This window comes from Thauera phenolivorans (assembly GCF_001696715.1).
In the GTDB taxonomy this organism is placed as follows: Bacteria; Pseudomonadota; Gammaproteobacteria; order Burkholderiales; family Rhodocyclaceae; genus Thauera; species Thauera phenolivorans.
Window position 1 is genome coordinate 1 of sequence record NZ_MBFM01000007.1, and the last position, 21,710, is coordinate 21,710.

Here is a 21,710-nt window from a genome sequence, read left to right on the forward strand (position 1 = left end):
ACGTTGATGCTGTCGCCGACCTTCACGAACAGCTCGATGATCGGCACCGCATCGAAATCGCCGATGTCGGGAACCTTCACTTCTACCAGGCTCATGGCGATCTCCTTACAGCATCACGCGGCGGAAATCCGCCAGCAGTTGCGCCAGATACACGTTGAAGCGGGTGGCCAGCGCACCGTCGATCACTCGGTGGTCCGCGGTCAGCGACATCGGCAGCGTCAGGCGCGGCACGAATTGCTTGCCGTCCCATACCGGCTTCATCGCCGACTTGTTCACCCCGAGGATGGCGACTTCGGGCGCATTGACGATCGGCGCGAAGTAAGTGCCACCGATGCCGCCGAGCGAGCTGATGGTGAAGCAGGCACCCGACATGTCGGCGGGCCCGAGCTTGCCCTCGCGCGCCTTCTTGGCCAGGGCGCCGGTCTCGGCGGCGATCTCGAACACGCTCTTCTTGTCCGCGTCCTTGACCACCGGCACGACCAGTCCGTTCGGAGTGTCGGCCGCAAAAGCGATGTTGAAGTACTTCTTGTACACCAGGTTGTCGCCGTCGAGCGAGGTGTTGAACTCGGGGAATTCCTGCAGCGCGCGCACCGAGGCCTTGATGATGAAGGCGAGCATGGTGAGCTTCCTGCCGGACTTCTCGTGTTCCTTGTTCATCGCCACCCGGAAGGCTTCCAGGTCGGTGATGTCGGCGTCCTCGTGGTAGGTCACCGCCGGGATCATCACCCAGTTGCGGGCGAGGTTCTGGCCGGCGATCTTCTTGATGCGTGAGAGCGGCTTGACCTCGACCTCGCCGAACTTGGCGAAGTCGACCTTAGGCCACGGCAGTAGGTCGAGCCCGCCGCCGAGCGAGGCAGCCGCGGCCCCGGCGGCCGGCGTCCTGCCCGGCACCACGCCAGTGCTCATCGCGCTCTTGATGAAGCCGGCGACGTCTTCCTTGAGGATGCGGTTCTTGGGGCCGGTCGCCTTGACCTGGGCCAGATCGACACCCAGGTCGCGGGCGAAGGCGCGCACCGAGGGACTGGCGTGGATTCGTCCGCCGACTCGCACCGCGGACTGGGCGAAGGGTTCAGCGACCTTCATCGACGCGGGCACGCTGGCGGCCGGGCTGCCGTCGGCCAGCTCGCCCGCCCGATCATCCGCCCGGGCGTGGGCCGCGGCCGGCGCCGACGGCGCCTTGACGCTGGTGGCCGGCGCAGGACTCGCAGGCGCCGCACTCGTCGCGAGGGTCAACAGCACGCTGCCCTGGCCCACCCTGTCGCCGACCTTCACCCGGAGGTCCTGTACCACGCCGGCGTGGGAGGAGGGCACGTCCATCGTCGCCTTGTCCGACTCGAGGGTCGCGATCGCGTCGTCGACCGCGATGGTGTCGCCCGGCTTCACGAACAGCTCGATCACCGGCACGTCGGAGAAATCGCCGATGTCGGGCACCGTGACCTCGACGATGCCTCCTTCATCAGGGCCAGAAGGGGGCGCCGCGGGGGCGGCGGGGGCGGCGGATGCGGCAGCGGGTGCCGCGGCAGAGACCGGCGGCGTCGCCGCGATGAGCGCGGCCGCTGACGCGCCCGCTTCCTCGACGCGGATCAGGACGCTGCCTTCGGCCACCTTGTCGCCGACATTGACCAGCACCTCCTTGATCACCCCGGCGGCGGAGGAGGGCACGTCCATCGTCGCCTTGTCGGATTCCAGGGTGCAGATCGAGTCGTCGATCGCGACCGTGTCGCCCGGCTTCACGAACAGCTCGATGACCGGCACGGCATCGAAGTCACCGATGTCCGGTACCTTCACTTCAGTGAGTTGGCTCATGTTTCTGTCTCCTCGCGCGCTCAGACGGTCACCGGGTTCGGCTTGTTCGGATCGAGCTCGTACTTGACCAGCGCCGCAGCGACCTTTGCGCGGTCGATGAGGCCGTCGTCGGCGAGCGCCTTGAGCGCGGCGAGCGTCACCCAGTACCGATCCACTTCGAAGAAGTGACGCAGCTTCTCGCGGGTGTCGGAGCGGCCGAAGCCGTCGGTGCCCAGCGTGATGTAGGTCCGGTCGAGCTGCGAGCGAACCTGCTCGGGGAACATGCGGATGTAGTCGGTGGCGGCAACGACCGGACCTTCGTTGCCGGCGAGTTTTTGCTGCAGGTGAGTTTTCTTCGGTTCTTCCATTGGGTGCAGCAGGTTCCAGCGTTCGACGTCGTGACCGTCGCGGGCGAGTTCGTTGAAGCTGGGCACGCCCCAGAGGTCCGACTCGACGCCCCAGTCCTCGCGCAGCAACTCGGCGGCGGCGATGACTTCGTTGAAGATCGTCCCCGAGCCGAGCAGCTGTACGCGCGGGCCGTCCTTGTCCGCGCCCTTGCGGAAGGCGTACATGCCCTTGAGGATGTCGGCCTCGGCGCCGGCCGGCATCTCGGGATGCTCGTAGTTCTCGTTCATCACCGTGATGTAGTAATAGACATCCTCCTGCTCGGCGAACATCCGGCGCATACCGTCCTGCACGATCACCGCGACCTCGTACTGGAAGGTCGGATCGTAGCTGACGCAGTTGGGGATGGTGTTCGCGAGCACCAGGCTGTGGCCGTCCTCGTGCTGCAGGCCTTCGCCGTTCAGCGTGGTGCGTCCGGCGGTGCCCCCGATGAGGAAGCCGCGGGTGCGCTGGTCCGCTGCCGCCCAGCACAGGTCCATCGTGCGCTGCAGGCCGAACATCGAATAGAAGATGTAGAAGGGGATCATCTGCACGCCGTGCACGCTGTAGGCGGTACCGGCGGCGATCCAGTCGGCCATTGCGCCGGCTTCGTTGATGCCTTCCTGCAGGACCTGGCCGGTCTTGCTCTCCTTGTAGAACATCAGCTGGTCGTGGTCTTCCGGTACGTACTTCTGGCCCTGCTGGTTCCAGATGCCGTACTGGCGGAACATGCCTTCCATGCCGAAGGTGCGGGACTCGTCGGGCACGATCGGTACGACATGGCGGCCGAGCTGCTTGTCCTTAAGGAGCGTGTTCATGATGCGCACGATCGCCATCGTGGTCGACAGCTCGCGTCCTTCGCCGGAGGCCTTCAGCAGCGCGGCGAAGGTCTCGAGCGGGGGCACCGCGAGCGGTTCGGCCTTGGTGCGGCGCTGCGGCAGGAAGCCGCCGAGCTCCACCCGGCGCGCCATCATGTACTTGTGCTCGGGCGAGTCCTCGTCGAACTTCAGGTAGGGGAGCTCGGCAAGCTTGTCGTCGGGCACCGGCAGGCTGAAGCGGTCGCGGAAGCGGCGGATCGCGTCGATGTCGAGCTTCTTCTGCTGGTGGCTGATGTTCATCGCCTCGCCCGCCTGACCCATGCCGAAGCCCTTGATCGTCTTGGCGAGGATCAGCGTCGGCTGGCCCTTGTGCTCGGAAGCGGCCTTGTAGGCGGCGAAGATCTTGAACAGGTCGTGGCCGCCGCGGTTCAGCGCCCAGATCTCGTCGTCGGTCCAGTCCGCCACCAGCGCCTTCAGCTCGGGCGTGTTGAAGAAGTGCTCGCGCACGTAGGCGCCGTCCTTGGCCTTGAAGGTCTGGTACTCGCCATCGACGCAATCCATCATGCGCTTCTTCAGTATGCCGTTCTTGTCGCGCTGCAGCAGGGTATCCCAGTGCGTGCCCCAGATGACCTTGATGACGTTCCAGCCGGCGCCTCGGAACCCGGACTCGAGCTCCTGGATGATCTTCCCGTTGCCGCGCACCGGGCCGTCGAGGCGTTGCAGGTTGCAGTTGATGACGAAAACGAGGTTGTCGAGCTTATCGCGCGCAGCCATGCCGATCGCGCCGAGCGACTCGACCTCGTCCGTCTCGCCGTCGCCGAGGAAAGCCCACACCTTGCGGTCGCCTGCCTTGATCAGGCCGCGGCTGTCCAGGTATTTCATGAAGCGCGCGGAGTAGATCGCGCACAGCGGGCCGAGGCCCATCGACACCGTGGGGAACTGCCAGAAATCGGGCATCAGCCAGGGGTGGGGATAGGACGAGATGCCCTTGCCGTCGACTTCCTGACGGAAGTGATCCATCTGCTCTTCGGTGAGGCGGCCAAGCATGAAGGCGCGGGCATAGACGCCGGGCACCGAATGGCCCTGGAAGTAGATCAGGTCGCCGTCCTGCTCGGGCGTCGAGGCACGCCAGAAATGCGAGAAGCCGACATCGTAGAGCGCTGCAGCCGAGGCGAAGGAGGCGATGTGCCCGCCGACGTTGGTGTGCTTGTTCGCCCGCACCACCATCGCCATCGCATTCCAGCGGATGAAGGAGTGCAGCTTGATCTCCATATCCGGGTCGCCGGGGTAGCGGGGCTGGTGCTCGGCGGGAATGGTGTTGATGTACTGGGTGGTCGCGGAGTAGGGGATGTTAACCCCTTCGTCGCGGGCGCTCTCGATCAGCTTCTCGATCAGGAAATGGGCTCGCGCCGGGCCTTCGTGTTCGACGACGGCAGCCAGGGCCTCGAGCCATTCTTGTGTTTCCTGGGCGTCGGCGTCGGCCTGCCCGAGGAGGTTTTCATTTCCGGTCATGTCGTGTCCCCTCATGACGTTTGTTAAGGGGCCCGCACTGGTGGCGCGGGCCAGGCTAGAAACGCGCACGGCCGACCGCGGTAACGGTGACCGATATTTCGAACTATAAAATCATGTTTCGCGATACGCAATAGAGGGGTGCAGGCCCGTCCCGTTTCAATCGGGCGCGTGTGGGATCGGCGCGGCGTCGACAAGCTGGCCGCGTGCGCACCTCGGGAGCATCGCAGGAGGGGGGGCGGCGTACCGTCCGACAGGCGCTCAGCCTGATGCACACCGCGCCGGGCGATGGACGCGGCGAAGGAAGCGTGGACGGCAGGGGTACGGGCGCGGCGTTGCGGGATCTCGGGGCGATGACCCGCCCGGCCGGCGGACGCGCCCCGACGCTCACCGGCGCGCTCCGAGCAGGCGCTCGCTGTCGTAGGCGAAGACGACCGTTCCGCCCCTGATCTCGCCGAGCTGCACCTGGCGCGGCTCGGCGATGGCTTCGTGGTTGTCCCGCGAGAACGGACGGAGGTAGGTCATGATCGCGCCCTCGACCGGCGTTTGCAGATTCTCGAGCGCTTCCCGGATCGGGTCGCCCTCGACGCTGCGGGCCTGGCGGATCGCCGCCGCCAGCAGCATCAGCGCATCATAACCCTGCGCCGCTGCGGGCGGGACCGGAATGCGTGAGGTGCCGGTGGCCGCCTGCCACGCGTCGAGGAAGGCCTTGCGCCGCGGGGTGGCGGCGTCGGCGATGAAGGTCTGCGGCATGCGCGTGCCCTCGGCGTGGTGGCCTGCGCCGTCGATGAAAGCGGACATGCCGAGTGTCCAGCTGCCGATCAGCGGAGCCTGCCAGCCGATCGCCGCCAACGCGCGCGCGAGCTGGCCGAGCTCCGCCCCGATGCCGTAGGCAAGGACGACTTCCGCGCCTGCCGCGCGCGCGCGTCCGAGCCGACCGCCGAGGTCATTCTGATCCGGCTGGACGCGCTCCACCAGCACGGGGGCGATCGCGTGGCGCGCCAGGGCCTGCTCGAGGTCGGCGCGGCCACGCTGTCCATAGTTGGTCGCGTCGTGGAAGATCGCGACCCGGCGCAGGCCGCGGTTGATCACCGCCTCATCGACAATCTTCGCGGCCTGGACACGGTCGCTGGCCGCCACTCTGAAGACGAAGTTGTCGGCGAATTCCGGCGCCCTGAACTGGCTGGTGACGAGGGTGCCGGTGGCCGCAGCGGTGATCACCGGGATCCGCGCCAGCTGGTAATGGCGGTGGCTGGCCAGGGCCACGCCGGTGTCGACCGAGCCGAGCGCGGCGACCACGCGGTGGCGTTCGATCAGCTGTTCGGCGACGCGCGCGCCGACCTCGTTGCGCGATTCGTCGTCGCGCTCGACGAGCTCGATCGGGCGACCGAGCACGCCGCCATCGGCGTTGATCTGTGCCGCCGCGATCCGGATTCCTTCCCGCATCGAGATACCGATCGGACTGTTGGCCCCGGTGAAGGGCCCGGAAACGCCGATCCGGACGGTCTCGACCGCATGCGCCTCGCGGGGCCATTCGGCCACGTCGCACCGAAGTGCGAAGAGGAGGGCGCACAGGGCGCCGAACAGCCGGGACCGGTTCATGGGCTCACTCTAGGAGGCGCGGAAATGCGGAAAAATTGGCGGAAACCCCGATCACGTGGCCGGCAACCCGAGCGCATCCGTGCTGCGGAGGGGCGGGCACGGTAAACTCGCGATCCGTTCGTCCCTGCCGCCCACGGCAGCCCTCGCCGATTCCGATGCCCCACAAGCCCCCGCTTGCGCCGCGCGCGCCCCTGCGTTGGTACTGGACCGCGCCCTATGTGGCGGTCGTCGTGTTCGCGCTGTCGATGCTGGCCCTGGTTTGGGTCCTGCAATCGAGGGAGAGCGAAAGTGCGCGCGCCAGCATCGCCCGCGACGTCCAATGGGCGGAGCAGACGATGCGGATCCACATGCAGGGCACCGAGGAGTTTCTCGGCCAGCTCGCCCGCGACCTCGCCGCCGAAGCGCTCGACGCCGACAGCTTCCAGTTGCGCGCCAACCAGCAGGTCGCCGCCAACGGCGAGCTGGTGAATATCGTCTGGATCGGCGCCGACGGCGTCACGCGCTGGTCGGCGCCCTTCGACACCACCGACTGGCTCGCGGGCGACATCCTCGGCGCTGCCCAGCTCGACCCCTTCCGGCGCGCCGAGCAGAGCCGGCGAATCGCCTACGGCGATCCCTACCTCGGCGCGCACGGCGAGTCGGTGATCGAGGTCTACATGCCGGTGATGCGCGGGCGGGAGTTCAGGGGGGCGGTCGCGGCGGCCTATTCGGTCGATCGCATCGTGCGCTACCTCATCCCCGGCTGGTTCGACGAAAAGTACCGCCTCGCCCTGCTCGATGCACGGGGCGGGGTGCTCGCGGTGAACTCCGGCCTGCGCAGTCTCGACGAGAGCATCGCCTTCCGGGTGCCGCTCGACCCGCCGGGCAACGGCATCGCGCTCGAGGCGACCGCCTTCCGCGCCGGCGGCCAGTGGGTGAAGGCGCTGCCGGCGGCGCTGATCGTCGGCCTGTCGATGATCGTCCTGTGGAGCCTGTGGACGCTCCGCGCCCACGTCGTGCAGCGGGTGCAGGTGGAAAAGGAGCGCGACCGCCTGTTCAACCTCTCGCTCGACATGCTCTGCGTGGTCGATCTCGACGGCACCTTCCGCCGCGCCAACCCCGCTTTCGAGCGCATCCTCGGACGCAGCGCGTCCTCGCTGGTCGGCACCCAGCTCCTCGACATCGTCCATCCCGACGACGTCGGTGCCACCGTGCAGGAGCTGCGCACGCTCGCCGGCGGCACGCCGGTCAAGTTCGAGAACCGCTGCCGCGAGCTCGACGGCGGATACCGCTGGCTGGTGTGGAGCATCAACCCGGTGCCCGAGGAAAAGATGCTCTACGCGGTGGCGCACGACATTTCCGGGCGCAAGGAAACCGAGGAGGCGCTGCGCGCGGAGTCGGCCTTCCGCAAGGCGATGGAAGATTCGATGCTCACCGGTCTGCGGGCGATCGACCTCGAGGGGCGCATCATCTACGTAAATTCCGCCTTCTGCCGCATCGTCGGCTTCGACGAGGCGGAACTGGTCGGCGCTGCGCCGCCCTTCCCGTACTGGCCGCGGGAGGAATTCGCGGTGTGCCGTGACAAGCTCGAGCTGACCCTGGCCGGACAGGCGCCGGCGAGCGGCTTCGAGCTGCCGATCCAGCGCAAGAGCGGCGAGCGCATCGATGCGCGCTTCTACATCTCCCCCCTCATCGACCGCAGCGGCCGCCAGGCCGGCTGGATGGCCTCGGTGACCGACATCACCGAGCCGAAGCGGGTGCGCGCGGCGCTCGAGGCTGCGCACTCGCGCTTCGAGGCCGTGATCGACGGCCTCGAGGCGGCGGTGTTCGTGGCCGACGCGCGCTCTGACGAGATTCTCTTCGCCAACCGCGCCTTCAAGACGATCCACGGCTTCGACGTTGTCGGCCGCACCCTGCGCGGCATGGCGGTGCCGCAGCCCGAGCGTGGCGACTACCGCGTCGATCCGCGCGGCCTGAGCCCGGCCGACCTGCCGCGCGAGCTGTTCGACGGCGAGCTCCAGCACCCGCTGTCGGGGCGCTGGTACCACGTGCGCGAGCACGCGACGCGCTGGGTCGACGGCCGCACGGTGCGCATGGGCATCGCCACCGACGTCACCGACCGCAAGCAGATGGCCGAGATCTCGCGCCAGCAGGAGGAGCGCCTGCAGCGCACCTCGCGCCTCATCACGATGGGCGAGATGGCCTCGACCCTGGCCCACGAGCTCAACCAGCCGCTGGCCGCGATCGCCAACTACTGCGCCGGCTGCGTCACCCGCATCGAGAGCGGCCGGAGCTCGCAGGAAGAGCTGCTGACGGTGATGCGCAAGGCGAGCGCGCAGGCCGAGCGCGCCGGCAAGATCATCCGCCGCATCCGCGAGTTCGTGAAGAAGAGCGAGCCGCGTCGCCACGCGGTGCAGGTGGCGGACATCCTCGAGGACACGCTCGGCTTTGCCGACATCGACGCGCGTCGGGTCGGCATCCGCATCGTCGCCGAGATCGCCGACGGCCTTGCGCCGGTGTTCGCCGACCGCATCATGATCGAGCAGGTGCTGCTGAACCTGATCCGCAACGGCCTCGACGCGATGGCCGAGGTGATGCCGGACGACCGCGTGTTGGTGGTGCGTGCGCGGCCCTGCGGACCGCACGCGGTGGAGATCGCGGTGATCGATCGCGGCCACGGCCTCGACGAGGAGAGCCGCGAGCTGCTGTTCACGCCCTTCTTCACCACCAAGGCCGAGGGCATGGGCATGGGGCTGAACATCTGCCGCTCGATCATCGAGTTCCACGACGGTCGACTGGTGGTCGATGCTAATCCGGAAGGCGGTACCATATTCTCCTTTACCCTGCCCACGGAGGCCGCAATTGAGCGAGTTGCCCGCAGCGCCTGAACAGATCGTCCATATCGTCGATGACGACGAGGCCTTGCGCGATTCCCTGGTCTGGATGCTCGAGTCCCATGGCTACGCGGTGTCGGCGCACGATTCGGCGGAGGCCTTCCTCGCGGTGTGCAGTCCGGAGATGACCGGCTGCCTCGTGCTCGACGTGCGCATGCCGGGGATGAGCGGGCTCGAACTGTTCGAGGAACTCGGCCGCCGCCACTGCGCGCTGCCGGCGGTCTTCATCACCGGTCACGGCGACGTGCCGATGGCGGTCTCCGCGCTCAAGAAGGGCGCGGTCGACTTCATCGAGAAGCCTTTCGCCGAGGCCGACATGCTGCGCCTGATCGAACACTGCCTCGAGCGCGAACGCGAGGGTCGCGCGCGGCGGCGGCTCGAGGCCGACACCGTGCGCCGGCTCGAACACCTTACCCAGCGCGAGCGCGAAGTGCTCGACCTCATCATCGCGGGCAAGCTCAACAAGCAGATCGCCGACGTGCTCGGCATCAGCATCAAGACGGTGGAGGTGCACCGCGCGCGGGTCATGGAGAAGATGGGGGCGAACTCTCTCGCCGTGCTGGTGCAGAGCGTCGTCACCGTGGAGCCCGGCAATCCCTCGCGCTGAATCGCCCGCCGGCGAAACGGCGCGACCGACGTCCCGGCCGGCTAGCGTGTCTTTCCCGATCCATGGGCCAGCCGGCCTGGCGCCGCGCGACCCGAACGAAGTTGTGCAATGACAGCGATCAACGCGCTATTCCTCCTCGCCGCCGTGCTGCTGTTCGTCAGCGTGCTGGCGAGCACGATCTCCGCCCGCCTCGGCCTTCCCCTGCTGCTGCTGTTCCTGATGATCGGCATGCTGGCGGGCGTAGACGGGCCGGGCGGCATCGCGTTCAACGACTTTTTCATCGCCAGCCTCATCGGCCAGCTCGCGCTCGCGGTGGTGCTGCTCGACGGCGGCCTGCGCACCAAGGCGGCGAGCTTTCGCGTCGCGCTGAAGCCGGCAGCCATCCTCGCCACCTGGGGGGTGATCGGCACTGCGGGACTGCTCGGGCTGTTCGCCACCTGGCTGCTCGACGTCGACTGGCGCATGGGCATGCTGCTGGCGGCGATCGTGGGCTCGACCGATGCCGCGGCGGTGTTCGCGTTGCTGCGCAACAGCGGCGTGCGCCTGAACGAGCGCGTGCAGTCCACGCTGGAAATCGAGTCCGGCGCCAACGACCCGATGGCGATTCTGCTGGTGACCGGCATGGTCGAGATGCTGCTGCATCCGGAGCAGGCGAGCGGCGCCGGCTTCGCGATGATGCTGGTGAGCCAGCTCGGCCTCGGCGCCCTGACCGGCATCGCCGGCGGCTGGGTGCTGGCGCGCCTCATGGCGCGCCTGAGCCTGGCCGAAGGCATGTATGCGCTGCTGATCCTGTCTGGCGGGCTGCTCATCTTCGCCGCCACCAATCTGATGAACGGCAGCGGCTTCCTTGCCGTGTATCTCGCCGGCGTGGTGGTCGGCAACCGCCGCAGCCATGCCACCGAGCACGTCATGCGAGTCATGGACGGACTGGCCTGGCTCGCTCAGGCCTGCATGTTCGTTGTGCTCGGCATGCTGGTGACACCGTCGGAGATGGTGCAGTACGGCTGGGAGGCACTGGCGATGGCGGTCTTCCTGACCCTGGTGGCGCGGCCGATCGCGGTCTGGCTCGGGCTGCTGCCCTTCAACTACGAGCGGAACGAAGTCGGCTACATCAGCTGGGTCGGGTTGCGCGGCGCGGTGCCGGTCACGCTGGCGATCTTTCCGGTGATGATGGGCGTGCCCGATTCGCTGCTGCTCTTCGACGTGGCCTTCGCGGTGGTGCTGCTGTCGCTTCTGGTGCAGGGTTCGACGGTGCCGGCGGCGGCGCGCTTCTTCAAGGTGGTGGTGCCGGCGCAGGACGAGCCGGTCGATCGGCGCGAGGTATGGGTCGGCGAGGAGGCCGCGCTCGATCTGCTCGAATTCCGCGTCGCGCGCGGCTCGCGCGCCGAGGGCCGCCATCCCGACGACGTCGCCAATGAGGTCGGCGGCATCGGTGTGCGCTGCGTGGCGCTCGTGCGCGATCGTGATCTACAGACGCTGGCGCTCGACACGCGGCTCCGCGAAGGCGACTCGGTGTGGTTCGCCGCGCCGGAGAAGCTCGCCGAGACGCTGGCGCGCGTGTTCGGGGGCAGCGCCGACGGGCTCAGTCCGCACGCCGACTTCTTCGGCGAGTTCGTCGTCGATCCCGCCTGCCCGGCAGGCGAGCTCGCCGCGGCCTATGGCTTCGCGCTCGAGCAGGGCGAGGACGAGCTTCCGCTGCGCCACCTCATGCGTGCCCGGCTGGGCCGTCCGGCGGTGGTCGGCGACCGGGTGCGGATCGGCTCCTTCGTACTGAGCGTGCGCGAGATGGAGAAGGGCCAGATCACCGGCGTCGGCCTGAAGTGCCCGACAGCGGCGCTGCCACGGTTGTGAGCGTCGCGGTAGCCGCCGCCACGCGCCTGCGCGGGACTCACTGAAGCTGCTAAAATTACCCGCTTTTTCCGAGGGCTTTTCGATGACCGCTCGCATTATCGATGGTAACGCGCTCGCCGCTCGCGTACGCGGCGAGATCGCCGACCGCGCCGCCGCCTTGAGCGCGCGCGGCGTGCAACCCTGCCTGGCGGTCATCCTGGTCGGGGGCAATCCGGCCTCGGCGGTGTATGTGCGCAACAAGGTCGCCGCCTGCGAGAAGGCCGGCATCCGTTCGCTGCGCTTCGACTACCCGGAGGACGTCGCCCAGGACGTGGTGATGGACAGGCTCGCCGGACTCAACGCCGACCCCGCGGTGCATGGCATCCTGGTGCAGCTCCCGCTGCCGCCGCAGTTCGACGAGGCCGCGGTGCTGGAGGCGATCAAGGTCGCCAAGGACGTCGATGGCTTCCATGCCGAGAACGTCGGCCGCCTGTCGCAGAACCAGGAAGCCTTTCTGCCGTGCACGCCGCACGGCGTGATGAAGATGCTCGAGGCCGAGGGCGTACCCCTGGCCGGTGCCGAGGCGGTCGTGATCGGTCGCTCCAACATCGTCGGCAAGCCGATGGCGATGCTGCTCACCAATAGCGGCGCCACTGTCACCGTGTGCCATTCGCGTACCTGCGACCTTGCCTTCCACACTCGTCGCGCCGACATCCTGGTGGCCGCGGTCGGCAAGCCGCGCTTCGTCACCGGCGACATGATCAAGCCGGGCGCCACCGTGATCGACGTCGGCATCAACCGCCTGCCCGACGGCAAGCTGTGCGGCGACGTCGATTTCGACTCGGCGAAGGAGGTGGCTGGCCTGATCACCCCGGTACCCGGCGGCGTCGGTCCGATGACGATCACCATGCTGCTCGAGAACACCGTGATTTCCGCCGACCGCGCCGCGCGTGCGGCTGGCAAGTAAGGACCGCGAGATGAGCGAAACCAAACCCGTCGTCGGCATCATCATGGGCTCCAACTCCGACTGGCCCACCATGAAGGCCGCCGCGCGGATGCTGGAAGACTTCGGCGTGCCCTTCGAGGCCAGGGTCGTCTCCGCCCACCGCACGCCCGACCTGATGTTCGAGTACGCCGAAGCCGCGCGTGGCCGCGGGCTGAAGGCGATCATCGCCGGGGCCGGCGGCGCCGCCCACCTGCCGGGCATGGTCGCAGCCAAGACCACGCTGCCGGTGCTGGGCGTGCCGGTGCAGTCGAAAGCGCTGTCGGGGCAGGATTCGCTGCTCTCGATCGTCCAGATGCCCAAGGGCATCCCGGTCGCCACCTTCGCCATCGGCGAGGCGGGCGCGGCCAACGCCGGCCTGTTCGCGGTCGCGCTGCTCGCAATCGAGGACGCCGCGCTGGCGCAGAAGCTCGCCGACTTCCGGGCCCGCCAGACCGAGGCGGTGCTCGACATGACCCTGGATTGAGACGCGCATCATGATCCTCCCGCCTGCCACCCTCGGCATGCTCGGCGGCGGCCAGCTCGGCCGCTTTTTCGTTTCCGCCGCGCACGAGATGGGCTACAAGGTGTGGGTGCTCGACCCCGACCCGCACAGCCCGGCCGGCCTCATCGCCGACCGCCACCTGATCGCCGCCTACGACGACTATGTCGCGCTCGACGCCCTGGGCAACGAATGCGCCGCGGTGACCACCGAGTTCGAGAACGTCCCCGCCGACACGCTCGACTATCTGACCAAGTTCATTCCGGTGCATCCCGCCGCGAGCGCGGTCGCGGTGTGCCAGAACCGCATCGCCGAAAAGACCTTCCTCGCCGATAACGGCCTGCCGCACGGCCCCTTCGCCGTTATCCGCAGCGAGGACGAGATCCGCGCCGCCGAGGCCGGCCTGTTCCCGGCCGTGCTCAAGGTGGCGCGCTTCGGCTACGACGGCAAGGGCCAGGCGCGCGTCGCCGACCGCGAAGAGGCGATCGCCGCCTTCCAGCAATTCAAGGGCGAGCCCTGCGTGCTCGAGAAGATGCTGGCGCTGGACTACGAAGTGTCGGTGGTGCTCGCGCGCGACGAGGCGGGCACGGTGCGGTGCTTCCCCGCCGGCGAGAACCGTCATCGCAACGGCATCCTCGACGTCACCATCGCGCCGGCCTCGGCCGGCCTGCGCGAGGACGGGCGAATGAGCGCCCAGGCGGTCGCCGAGCGCATCGCTGGCGAGCTCGGCTACGTCGGCACGCTCGGGGTGGAGTTCTTCGTCTGCCGCGGCGAGCTGTTCGTCAATGAGATGGCGCCGCGCCCGCACAACAGCGGCCACCACACCGTCGACGCCTGCGACGCCAGCCAGTACGAGCAGCAGGTGAGGGCGCTGTGCGGCCTGCCGCTGGCCGCGCCGCGCCAGCACTCGGCCGCGGTCATGGTCAATCTGCTGGGGGAGCTGTGGTACGAGGACGGCAAGGGCCACGGCACCTACCGCGAGCCCGACTGGTCGGTGCTGCACGCCGTGCCCGGCCTTCGCCTGCACCTGTACGGCAAGCACCATGCCCGCCCGGGGCGAAAGATGGGCCACTTCGTGGTCATCGGCGCGGACGCCGGCGAGGTGCTCGAGCGCGCGCAGCAGGCCCGGGCCGCGATCGGCATCCGCGACGAGTGAGGCGACCGCGATGAGCGCTACCCCCGCCAAACCGCGCGGTCGTATCGCGCCACCCACGCTGGTCGCCATCCGCGAGGCGGCGGACCTGCTGCGCGCGGGCGACCTCGTCGGCATGCCCACCGAGACCGTCTATGGCCTCGCCGCCGACGCGCTCGACCCCGAGGCAGTGAAGAAGATCTTCGCCGCCAAGGGCCGTCCTGCCGACCACCCGCTGATCGTGCATCTGCCTTCGGCCGAGCACCTGCCACGCTGGGCCGAGCGCATCCCCAAGGACGCGCTCGCGCTCGCGCGCGCCTTCTGGCCCGGACCGCTCACGCTCATCCTCAAGCGCAGCGCGGAGGTGCCCGACGAGGTCACCGGCGGCCAGGACACCGTCGGCCTGCGGGTGCCGGCGCACTCGATCGCGCTCGCGCTGCTGCAGGTCTTCGACTCCGGCATCGCCGCGCCGAGCGCCAACCGCTTCGGCCGCATCAGCCCGACCACCGCCGCCCATGTGCAGGAAGAACTCGGCGACAAGGTAGCGATGGTGCTCGACGGCGGCCCCTGCGAGCTCGGCATCGAATCCACCATCGTCGATTTCTCGCGCGACACCCCCGAGGTCCTGCGCCCGGGCGCGATCGGCGTTGACGACATCGCCCGCGTCATCGGTCGCCGGCCTCGCGTGCGCGGAGAAGCCGCGGGCAGCGGCGAAGGTGAGGGCAGGGCCTTCGGCGGAGAGGCGGCGAATGGCGCCGCCGCGAGCGAGGCCCCGCGCGTCTCCGGCGCGCTCGCCGCCCACTACGCGCCCCGCACGCCGCTGCGCATGGTGCCGGCGGCGCAACTCGTGGAGGAGGCCGCGACGCTCGCCGGCGAGGGCAGCCGCGTCGCGGTGCTCGGCCGCACCATCGCCGATCCGCACGACGCCCGCCTGATCTGGCGCACGGCCAGCGCCGAACCCGCGGGTTTCGCCCATGCCCTCTACGCCACCCTGCGCGAACTCGACGCCCTCGGCGCCGACTTTATCGTCGTCGAAGCGCTGCCTGCCGCCGCCGAGTGGTCCGCGATCGCCGACCGCCTCGGCCGTGCAGCCGTGGGTTCGGGCGCGGAGCAGGACGAGACCTGAGCACTGGCCGAATTTTGCGCGGAGGGTGTTCACTTCGCGCAGCCCTCTGTCTATAATGCGCGCTCTTTCAGGGCCGATAGCTCAGCTGGGAGAGCGCTGCGTTCGCAATGCAGAGGTCGGGAGTTCGATCCTCCTTCGGTCCACCAAGAATTCCTAGTAAAAACAGCGCATTACACTTTGCAGTGTGATGCGCTGTTTTGCTTTGTAAGGCAGGTTTTTGCAAACTCAGTGTGGCAAATTTGTGGCAAAGACTGGGCTTGCAGCAGTCATGCACTGCGTGACACTGCGCAATAACGCGTTGTAGGATGGCGCCACTCGCGCTGAGGACGTTGTGAACGGCTTCGAGAAAAAAGCAAAGGGTACAAGGGGCCTTGCAAGCTGAACCTTGCCCAACAAGCGAAAGCCACGGACTGTTCAGCGGCCGCCTCCGTAAGCGGATCGGAGGATAGGTAGGAAAGGATGCCGACAGGCATCGCCTGGTAGCGCCCTGCCGGATGTTGTGATGAGGCCGGTTTGGCTGCGCTACCCAGGAGAGCGAGGGCACCATGGGGGATAACCCCGCCGTGTTTGGCTTGTTGCTAAGTTGGCTGCAGTGGCACTGGGCGTAAATCTCCGGTCAACTGAGCTGGATACGGAACCGCGGACTCATCCGACATGACCGGCTTCGGCCGGTCGGTTTCGGAGATGTTCGCCCATGAAGGCCCTTCTGACCGTAGATCAGCTGTCCCAGTACCTGCACAAATCCGTCGCCAGCATCCGCAGCGACGCCAGCCGCAATCCCCAGTCCCTTCCGCCGATCTGCCGGCTACCTGGCACCAAGCGCCTGCTCTGGCGTACTGAAGACGTCGAAAACTGGCTCGCCGAGCACGTCGAGGGCGTGGCCCCGCTCCAGCGGCCGACCGTCGCGTTCGACGATCACAAGCCCAGACGCGGGCGTCCGACCAAGGCGGAGCAACTCGCCCGGCAGCGGCAGCTCCAGGCGTCTGCCACCGGTCGAGGAGTCTCATCGTCCGCACGGGCCTGAGCAATGCGAACCACGATCGAGAGAAAGGCGAGCTGTCCTCAGCCGGCCCTTCCGACCCTCGCCCCTTCCGCGCCGGGGCATGGCCTTGCCGAGACCATGTCGAAGCTGCAGGAGCGTGCGCGGGTGGCGCGCATGCGGATGGAGCACCGGAGGGCGGCCGAGCCCGTCCAGCTCTTCCTGCCCGGTATGGAGGCCTTCGTACGGGCCATGCCGAACCACATCGCCCGCTCCAGCCTCTTCGCCCCCGTCGCCCGGGGACGCAAGCGTTTTTACAACGAGGAACCGCTCATCACGCGATCCGACGTCGTGCTGACCTACACCGGTGAGCAGCTCGACGAATCACAGGCGGATGTCGCGCTGCAGCTGATCTACGAGGCGCGCTGCATCCCCCTTGGCGTTCCCATCCAGATCAACCGGGCGGCGTTCTTGCGCGCGATCGGGCGTAGCACTGGCAAGCATGATTATGAGTGGCTGCATCGGGTGATGAAGGCCTTTTACAAGGCCAGCTTCATCATCGAGGTGAAGCGGCGGGACGGATCCACCAAGTACTGCGTCGGCGACACAAAGGTCTTCCGCATCGTCGCCGATCTCGACTACGACGCCGATAACGAGCGCTACACGGTCACGCTCGACCCGCGCTGGCGTCAACTTTTCGAGAACCAGGAGTTCGCCCTCATCGACTGGAACAAGCGCCTGCAGATCGGTCGCGGGCAGGACATGGCCAAGGCGCTTCAGCGTCTGATTGCGGCGTCGGCCGACCCCGTGCAGGCCTATGCGATGTCCTGGCTGAAAGACAAGATGCAGTACGCCAGTCCGATGCGGAAGTTCAGGGAGGCGGTCTCGGCGGCCGTGGACGAGCTCAAGCGGGTCGGCGTCATCGCGCGGGGTGAAATTGACGTCGGCAGGCGTGGCAGCGCTCAGGTCGTCCTGTGGATAACTCGAGCTCGCCCATCGGGATAGCGTTCCACCTCGATCGGGATAGCGTTCCGCTTAGTCGGGATAGCGTTCCGTTTTATCGGGATAGCGTTCCTCCCCCCTCTTTGGAACCCGCGCCGGCGCTGGGATTCAGGGCCGCAAATGACCGTCTACCTATTTCTACCTTATTTCTACCAGAAGGCTGTTGTGGACAACTGCCGAAATCGGGGTGGGGCAGAAAGGCTCGTGGTAGGGCGTTTCGTAGCGCGAGGTCGTCGATGCGCCGGTTTTGACGCCAGGGATAAGCGTGCTGCGAGCCGACTGCACGATGCTCACGAGAGGACGGGGAAGGCGCTGGGTACGTGCCAAGCGGTGACCCTACCGACGATCACCATGGCATCATCTGCATCTCATCTCCATTGGCGGCAGCGTCCTCATGAAAGTTATCGGTCTCATCGGTGGCATGAGCTGGGAATCCACCGTGCCTTACTACCGCCTGATCAACGAGGGGGTGAAGGCCCGGCTGGGTGGTCTGCATTCGGCGAAGATCGTGCTCTACAGCGTCGATTTCGCGGAGATCGAGCGACTGCAGCACCGTGGAGAATGGGATGAGGCTGGCGCGCTGCTGGCAGACGCTGCTCGAGCGCTGGAGCGGGCTGGGGCCGATTTTGTCGTCCTGTGCACGAACACGATGCATAAGGTGGCGCCGGCCATCGAGGCCGCGGTGGCGATCCCGCTACTGCATATCGCCGACCCCACGGCGGCAGCGATCCACCAGGCGGGCTTGTCCTGCGTGGGGCTCCTGGGTACGCGCTTCATTATGGAGCAAGACATCTATCGCGCCCGGCTGACCGATCGCCACGGCATCGACGTCGTTATTCCTGACGATGATGACCGAGCGCTGGTTCATCGGGTGATTTATGAGGAGTTGTGCCTGGGGCGCGTCGAGGAGGCGTCGCGCCTGGCGTATCGCGATGTGATTCAGCGTCTGGTCGCGCAAGGCGCGCAGGGTGTAATTCTGGGATGTACGGAGATATCGATGCTGGTAGGCGTTGAGGACGCCGCGGTGCCGTTGTTTGATACGACGGGGCTTCACGCTGCTGCGGCCGTTCAGGTGGCGCTGGCGGGTTGTTAAGCCCACTCGAGGGGACAGTCATGGTTCGGCCATAAGCGGCCGGTGATCGTTACGTTTCACTTGCAGGCCGATGGCGCTCGTCTAAGGTGAAGAAATGGCATGACGGTCGGCTCTTCTCGGCCAAAAGCGAACGATGCTTGTTGATTGTCGACATACTTGAGCAGAAATCCTCGAGATGCATCCGGTATGTCGCCCACGGTTTCGGAATCGAATCCGTTCAGGAAGTATTCCCCGCACTCGCCTATCAAGGCTGATTATCTTGAAGAACATGGCTAGTATAGAGATCGACAACACCTCGAAGCTCTTCGGTCGTGATGCCTTTTCCATTTTTAACATGAGCTGCTATCCACTTAGCATTCGCAAACCATATCTGCTTTCTGCGCGGAGTTTCAATTTCAAGTGCTTTGCTTCCATATGCGTGCATACATATTTCGTAGATCAACTCGGCTGTGTATTTTTCAGCCTCTGTGCAAGATGGATCTAATTTAAGTTTTTTTACAAGTTTTGGCTTGGCTTCAATGCATTTCTTTTCGATTTCCATGGTAAGCAATTTCGCGAAATCAGGCTTCCATAGCAATAATATTGTAGAGAATGAGAGGGTGGGGCGCGCTTTATAAAAATCCATGGTCGTAAAAAAATATTATTTAAATAAGTCAACTAAGAATTTGCGTACTTGACATTAAAAAACCTTGAGCCGATACCCTTCCAAACGTATGTCGTTATACACAACTCACGCCGCCTCATCCGTCCGGTTGCGCCTGTATGGTGGCGGCGGCATCCATGACGCGTTGCAAGCCCAGCCAGATGGTCTTTACACTCAGCTCGCCGTCGGCTTGGCCGACAAGTGCTCCATCAGCACCTTCGCCCAGTCGCTCGTGGCCCAGCGCCGTTCCCGAAAACTCCTACGGTACGCAGTTCCTGGTCCCCAACCGATCACCCAGATTGTACGAGTAGACGCGTTTTTCGAGGTTTTTACAAGAACTGATCGTAAGTCATTGACGGTCAGTGATTATGAATCGCCCCGGGTTTGGTGGAGGCTCTAGTTCTTGAGAAGATAGAGCCATGAAGAAGTCAGTGAAGTTCTCCCCCGAAGTTCGTGAGCGCGCCGTGCGCATGGTGGCCGAATGTCGTGGCGACCATCCGTCGCAATGGGCGGCAATTGAATCGATCGCCGCCAAGATCGGCTGCACCTCGCAGACCTTGCTGACCTGGGTGCGTCAGCATGAGCGAGATTCCGGCCAGCGCGAGGGGCCGACCACCGCGGATCAGAAGCGCGTCAAAGAGCTGGAACGCGAGGTCCGTGAGCTTCGCAAGGCCAACGAGATCCTCAAGCTTGCCAGCGCGTTTTTCGCCCAGGCGGAGCTCGACCGCCGATTCAAGTCCTGAGGTCTTTCGTCGACGCGCATCGTGATGCCTTCGGGGTCGAGCCGATCTGCAAGCAATTGCAGATCGCCCCGTCCGGCTACCGGCGCCATGTCGCCCTGCAGCGCAATCCTGAACAACGCAGCCTGAGAGTGCAGCGTGACGAGGCCTTGATGCCCGAGATCGAACGGGTCTGGCAGGTAAACCTGCAGGTCTATGGTGCCGACAAAGTCTGGCGGCAGCTGAACCGGGAAGGTGTCGCGGTGGCCCGCTGCACAGTCGAGCGGCTTATGCGTCGTCAGGGGCTGCGGGGCGTCGTGCGAGGCAAGGTTGTGCGCACCACGATCAGCGATAGCAAGGCGGCGCGCCCACTGGATCGGGTCAATCGGCAGTTCAAGGCCGAGCGACCCAACCAGTTGTGGGTCTCGGACTTCACCTACGTCTCGACCTGGCAAGGCTGGCTTTATGTGGCCTTCGTCATCGACGTCTTTGCCCGACGCATTGTGGGCTGGCGCGTGAGCAGTTCCATGCACACGGACTTCGTGCTCGATGCGCTGGAGCAGGCACTGTACGCCCGCCAGCCAAGTCCTGAGGAAGCCTTGATCCACCACTCGGACCGAGGCTCGCAGTACGTCTCGATCCGCTACAGCGAGCGGCTGGCCGAAGCAGGCATCGAGCCGTCAGTCGGCAGCAAGGGCGACAGCTACGACAACGCCTTGGCAGAAACGATTAATGGTTTGTACAAGGCGGAGATGATCCACCGGCGAGCGCCCTGGAAAACCAAGGAATCCGTCGAGCTGGCAACGCTGGAATGGGTATCCTGGTTTAACCACCACAGGCTCCTTGAACCTATCGGGTATATCCCGCCCGCAGAAGCTGAGGCAAACTACTACAGGCAGCTCGCCAGTCAGGCCGCGATCGCGACCTGACTTAAACCAACCGGCCTCCACGGAACCCGGGGCGATTCATTATTTCATTCGGCGCACTGACGGTCTGGGTTGTATCATAACGAAATGCCATAACCTAGGCCGCCATTGACAACGCTGATTAAATCTATCCCCAAGGCCATCTAACCGATGACGACGCTCACTATGGCACCGGCAATGGCAGAGCTAGGCAGGCACAGCGAGAAAGCTATGGAACAGAGCGGCGATCACCTTGCAGCTGCTCTCATTGCAGCACGCGAGGAGCAACAGCGGCTAGCGCGTGAGCACGATGAAATGCGCGTGTCAGCGGATTACCAGAAGCCCCTGATGAAGCTTCGGCGCATCATAGCTGGGTTGCACGAAACGCTGCACATCTGTGAGATAGCAGCTACGCGTTGGCCGGTTTACGCAGAGCGCTATCTCTTTCCCCGTCACAAGGATGACATCGGTGAGGCAGCTATAACGGCACAACTTGCGATAGAAAATGGCGCGCTCAACCCAGCACGACGCGAGCTCCGATACATGCTTGAGGTTGCCGTGAATACCGCCTTCGTTGACGAAGAGGGTTCAGACCTCGACCTTGATGGGCGAGTTAATTTTTATCGAGGCAATCGGGTTGGAAAGCAGAATGTCGACCACATTCGCGATCTGCCGCTTCGCATGCTTGCTGGCGAGCGCGGCAAGTTCATCGAAGCTACGCGCACTGCCTGGGTGCACTCATCCAACTATGTCCACTTGACCAAACGACGCATCGACGAGAAGGTCAGACTGCGAGCGCAGGGCGTGCATCTCGGCTTTGAGACTCCTGAAATGCTTGCGGCGGTGGTCCGTGAAGTTCATGACGTCTGCAGCATAGTCGCGGTGTTGGCCTTTGAGACCGTAGGGCCAGCCTTTACCGGAGACATCTTAGTGGGCCGCCTCGACAGCAATGAGAGCTGGCCGTTTCATGAGAACCGATTCATCGCAGCCTTAGATGCGTATTTCGATTATAAACACGAACGCAAGGCTGATTTGGCCAGTCACGTCGCCCGACGGGAGTGTCGTCTCAATCGAAGCAATGCGTGATAATTGCGCGTTGCTCGACGGCTGCTCCGCAGCCGCGGCTCATGCGTAGCGTTGAACGGCAACTCTCCTCAGGGGCCAATGACAGCAACGGGTCGGGTCGAGACAGCCGCAGTCGGCTTGCCGCGCTCCCGCG

17 protein-coding genes, 1 tRNA gene and 1 other annotated feature are annotated in these 21,710 nt (G+C 65.7%); of the genes, 13 read left to right on the forward strand and 5 right to left on the reverse strand.

Annotation, left to right across the window (positions count from 1 at the left end; all coding sequences use genetic code 11):
* The 4 genes from BB334_RS18940 to BB334_RS17015 all read right to left on the reverse strand — a co-directional run.
* Positions 1-95: biotin/lipoyl-containing protein (locus tag BB334_RS18940; RefSeq protein ID WP_408646471.1), on the reverse strand; the 95-nt coding region annotated here is incomplete at its 3' end.
* Between the two features lie 10 nt (positions 96-105).
* On the reverse strand, positions 106-1,806 hold the full coding sequence (gene aceF, locus BB334_RS17005; RefSeq protein WP_068809703.1) for a dihydrolipoyllysine-residue acetyltransferase: 1,701 nt from the start codon (positions 1,804-1,806) through the stop codon (positions 106-108).
* A 20-nt stretch (positions 1,807-1,826) separates the two neighbouring features.
* Positions 1,827-4,499: a pyruvate dehydrogenase (acetyl-transferring), homodimeric type gene (gene aceE / locus BB334_RS17010; RefSeq protein ID WP_068809704.1), complete on the reverse strand. Its 2,673-nt coding sequence runs from the start codon at positions 4,497-4,499 to the stop codon at positions 1,827-1,829.
* 384 nt (positions 4,500-4,883) lie between these two features.
* The gene (locus BB334_RS17015) at positions 4,884-6,098 is read right to left on the reverse strand and encodes an ABC transporter substrate-binding protein (protein ID WP_083200485.1); all 1,215 of its coding nucleotides are present in this window, start codon (positions 6,096-6,098) and stop codon (positions 4,884-4,886) included.
* Positions 6,099-6,253: 155 nt separating this feature from the next.
* Here BB334_RS17015 and BB334_RS17020 point away from each other — a divergent pair, with 155 nt between their 5' ends.
* The 11 genes from BB334_RS17020 to BB334_RS17070 all read left to right on the forward strand — a co-directional run bounded on the left by BB334_RS17020 (position 6,254) and on the right by BB334_RS17070 (position 18,224).
* A complete protein-coding gene (locus BB334_RS17020) occupies positions 6,254-8,965 on the forward strand; it encodes a PAS domain S-box protein (protein WP_068809705.1) in 2,712 nt (903 codons plus the stop codon).
* The gene (locus BB334_RS17025) at positions 8,940-9,578 is read left to right on the forward strand and encodes a response regulator transcription factor (protein ID WP_068809706.1); all 639 of its coding nucleotides are present in this window, start codon (positions 8,940-8,942) and stop codon (positions 9,576-9,578) included. Before BB334_RS17020 ends, BB334_RS17025 begins: the two co-directional genes overlap by 26 nt.
* 108 nt (positions 9,579-9,686) lie before the next feature.
* Positions 9,687-11,429: a potassium/proton antiporter gene (locus BB334_RS17030; protein ID WP_068809707.1), complete on the forward strand. Its 1,743-nt coding sequence runs from the start codon at positions 9,687-9,689 to the stop codon at positions 11,427-11,429.
* Between the two features lie 82 nt (positions 11,430-11,511).
* Positions 11,512-12,375, forward strand: coding sequence for a bifunctional methylenetetrahydrofolate dehydrogenase/methenyltetrahydrofolate cyclohydrolase FolD (folD, locus tag BB334_RS17035; RefSeq protein WP_068809708.1), 864 nt, complete (start codon positions 11,512-11,514; stop codon positions 12,373-12,375).
* 10 nt (positions 12,376-12,385) lie between these two features.
* Positions 12,386-12,877 carry a 5-(carboxyamino)imidazole ribonucleotide mutase gene (gene purE, locus BB334_RS17040; protein ID WP_068809709.1) on the forward strand — a complete coding sequence of 164 codons (492 nt, stop codon included), beginning with the start codon at positions 12,386-12,388 and terminating at the stop codon, positions 12,875-12,877.
* Positions 12,878-12,887: 10 nt separating this feature from the next.
* Complete coding sequence (locus tag BB334_RS17045; protein WP_068809710.1) at positions 12,888-14,048, forward strand: 5-(carboxyamino)imidazole ribonucleotide synthase; 1,161 nt, start codon at positions 12,888-12,890, stop codon at positions 14,046-14,048.
* Positions 14,049-14,058: 10 nt separating this feature from the next.
* A complete protein-coding gene (locus BB334_RS17050; RefSeq protein ID WP_068809711.1) occupies positions 14,059-15,150 on the forward strand; it encodes an L-threonylcarbamoyladenylate synthase in 1,092 nt (363 codons plus the stop codon).
* 70 nt (positions 15,151-15,220) lie between these two features.
* Positions 15,221-15,296, forward strand: a tRNA-Ala gene (locus BB334_RS17055).
* A gap of 548 nt (positions 15,297-15,844) precedes the next feature.
* Positions 15,845-16,174, forward strand: a complete 330-nt coding sequence (locus tag BB334_RS17060) for a hypothetical protein (protein ID WP_068809712.1) — start codon at positions 15,845-15,847, stop codon at positions 16,172-16,174.
* A gap of 96 nt (positions 16,175-16,270) precedes the next feature.
* Positions 16,271-17,134 (forward strand): plasmid replication initiator TrfA, encoded by an 864-nt coding sequence (gene trfA / locus BB334_RS17065; protein ID WP_083200489.1) that lies wholly within the window; start codon positions 16,271-16,273, stop codon positions 17,132-17,134.
* Between the two features lie 391 nt (positions 17,135-17,525).
* Positions 17,526-18,224: an aspartate/glutamate racemase family protein gene (locus tag BB334_RS17070; RefSeq protein WP_068809713.1), complete on the forward strand. Its 699-nt coding sequence runs from the start codon at positions 17,526-17,528 to the stop codon at positions 18,222-18,224.
* A 244-nt stretch (positions 18,225-18,468) separates the two neighbouring features.
* Here the strand turns inward: BB334_RS17070 and BB334_RS18290 are convergent, their stop codons facing one another.
* The gene (locus BB334_RS18290) at positions 18,469-18,765 is read right to left on the reverse strand and encodes a hypothetical protein (RefSeq protein ID WP_158014431.1); all 297 of its coding nucleotides are present in this window, start codon (positions 18,763-18,765) and stop codon (positions 18,469-18,471) included.
* 521 nt (positions 18,766-19,286) lie between these two features.
* Here BB334_RS18290 and BB334_RS17080 point away from each other — a divergent pair.
* A protein-coding gene (locus tag BB334_RS17080; RefSeq protein ID WP_408646470.1) for an IS3 family transposase occupies positions 19,287-20,515 on the forward strand; the annotation gives its coding sequence in 2 pieces (ribosomal slippage) (positions 19,287-19,575 and positions 19,575-20,515; 1,230 coding nt in all).
* Positions 19,565-19,681, forward strand: a sequence feature (AL1L pseudoknot). It overlaps the preceding gene by 117 nt.
* A gap of 147 nt (positions 20,516-20,662) precedes the next feature.
* Positions 20,663-21,577, forward strand: a complete 915-nt coding sequence (locus tag BB334_RS17085; protein WP_158014432.1) for a hypothetical protein — start codon at positions 20,663-20,665, stop codon at positions 21,575-21,577.
* The last annotated feature ends 133 nt before the right edge of the window (positions 21,578-21,710 follow it).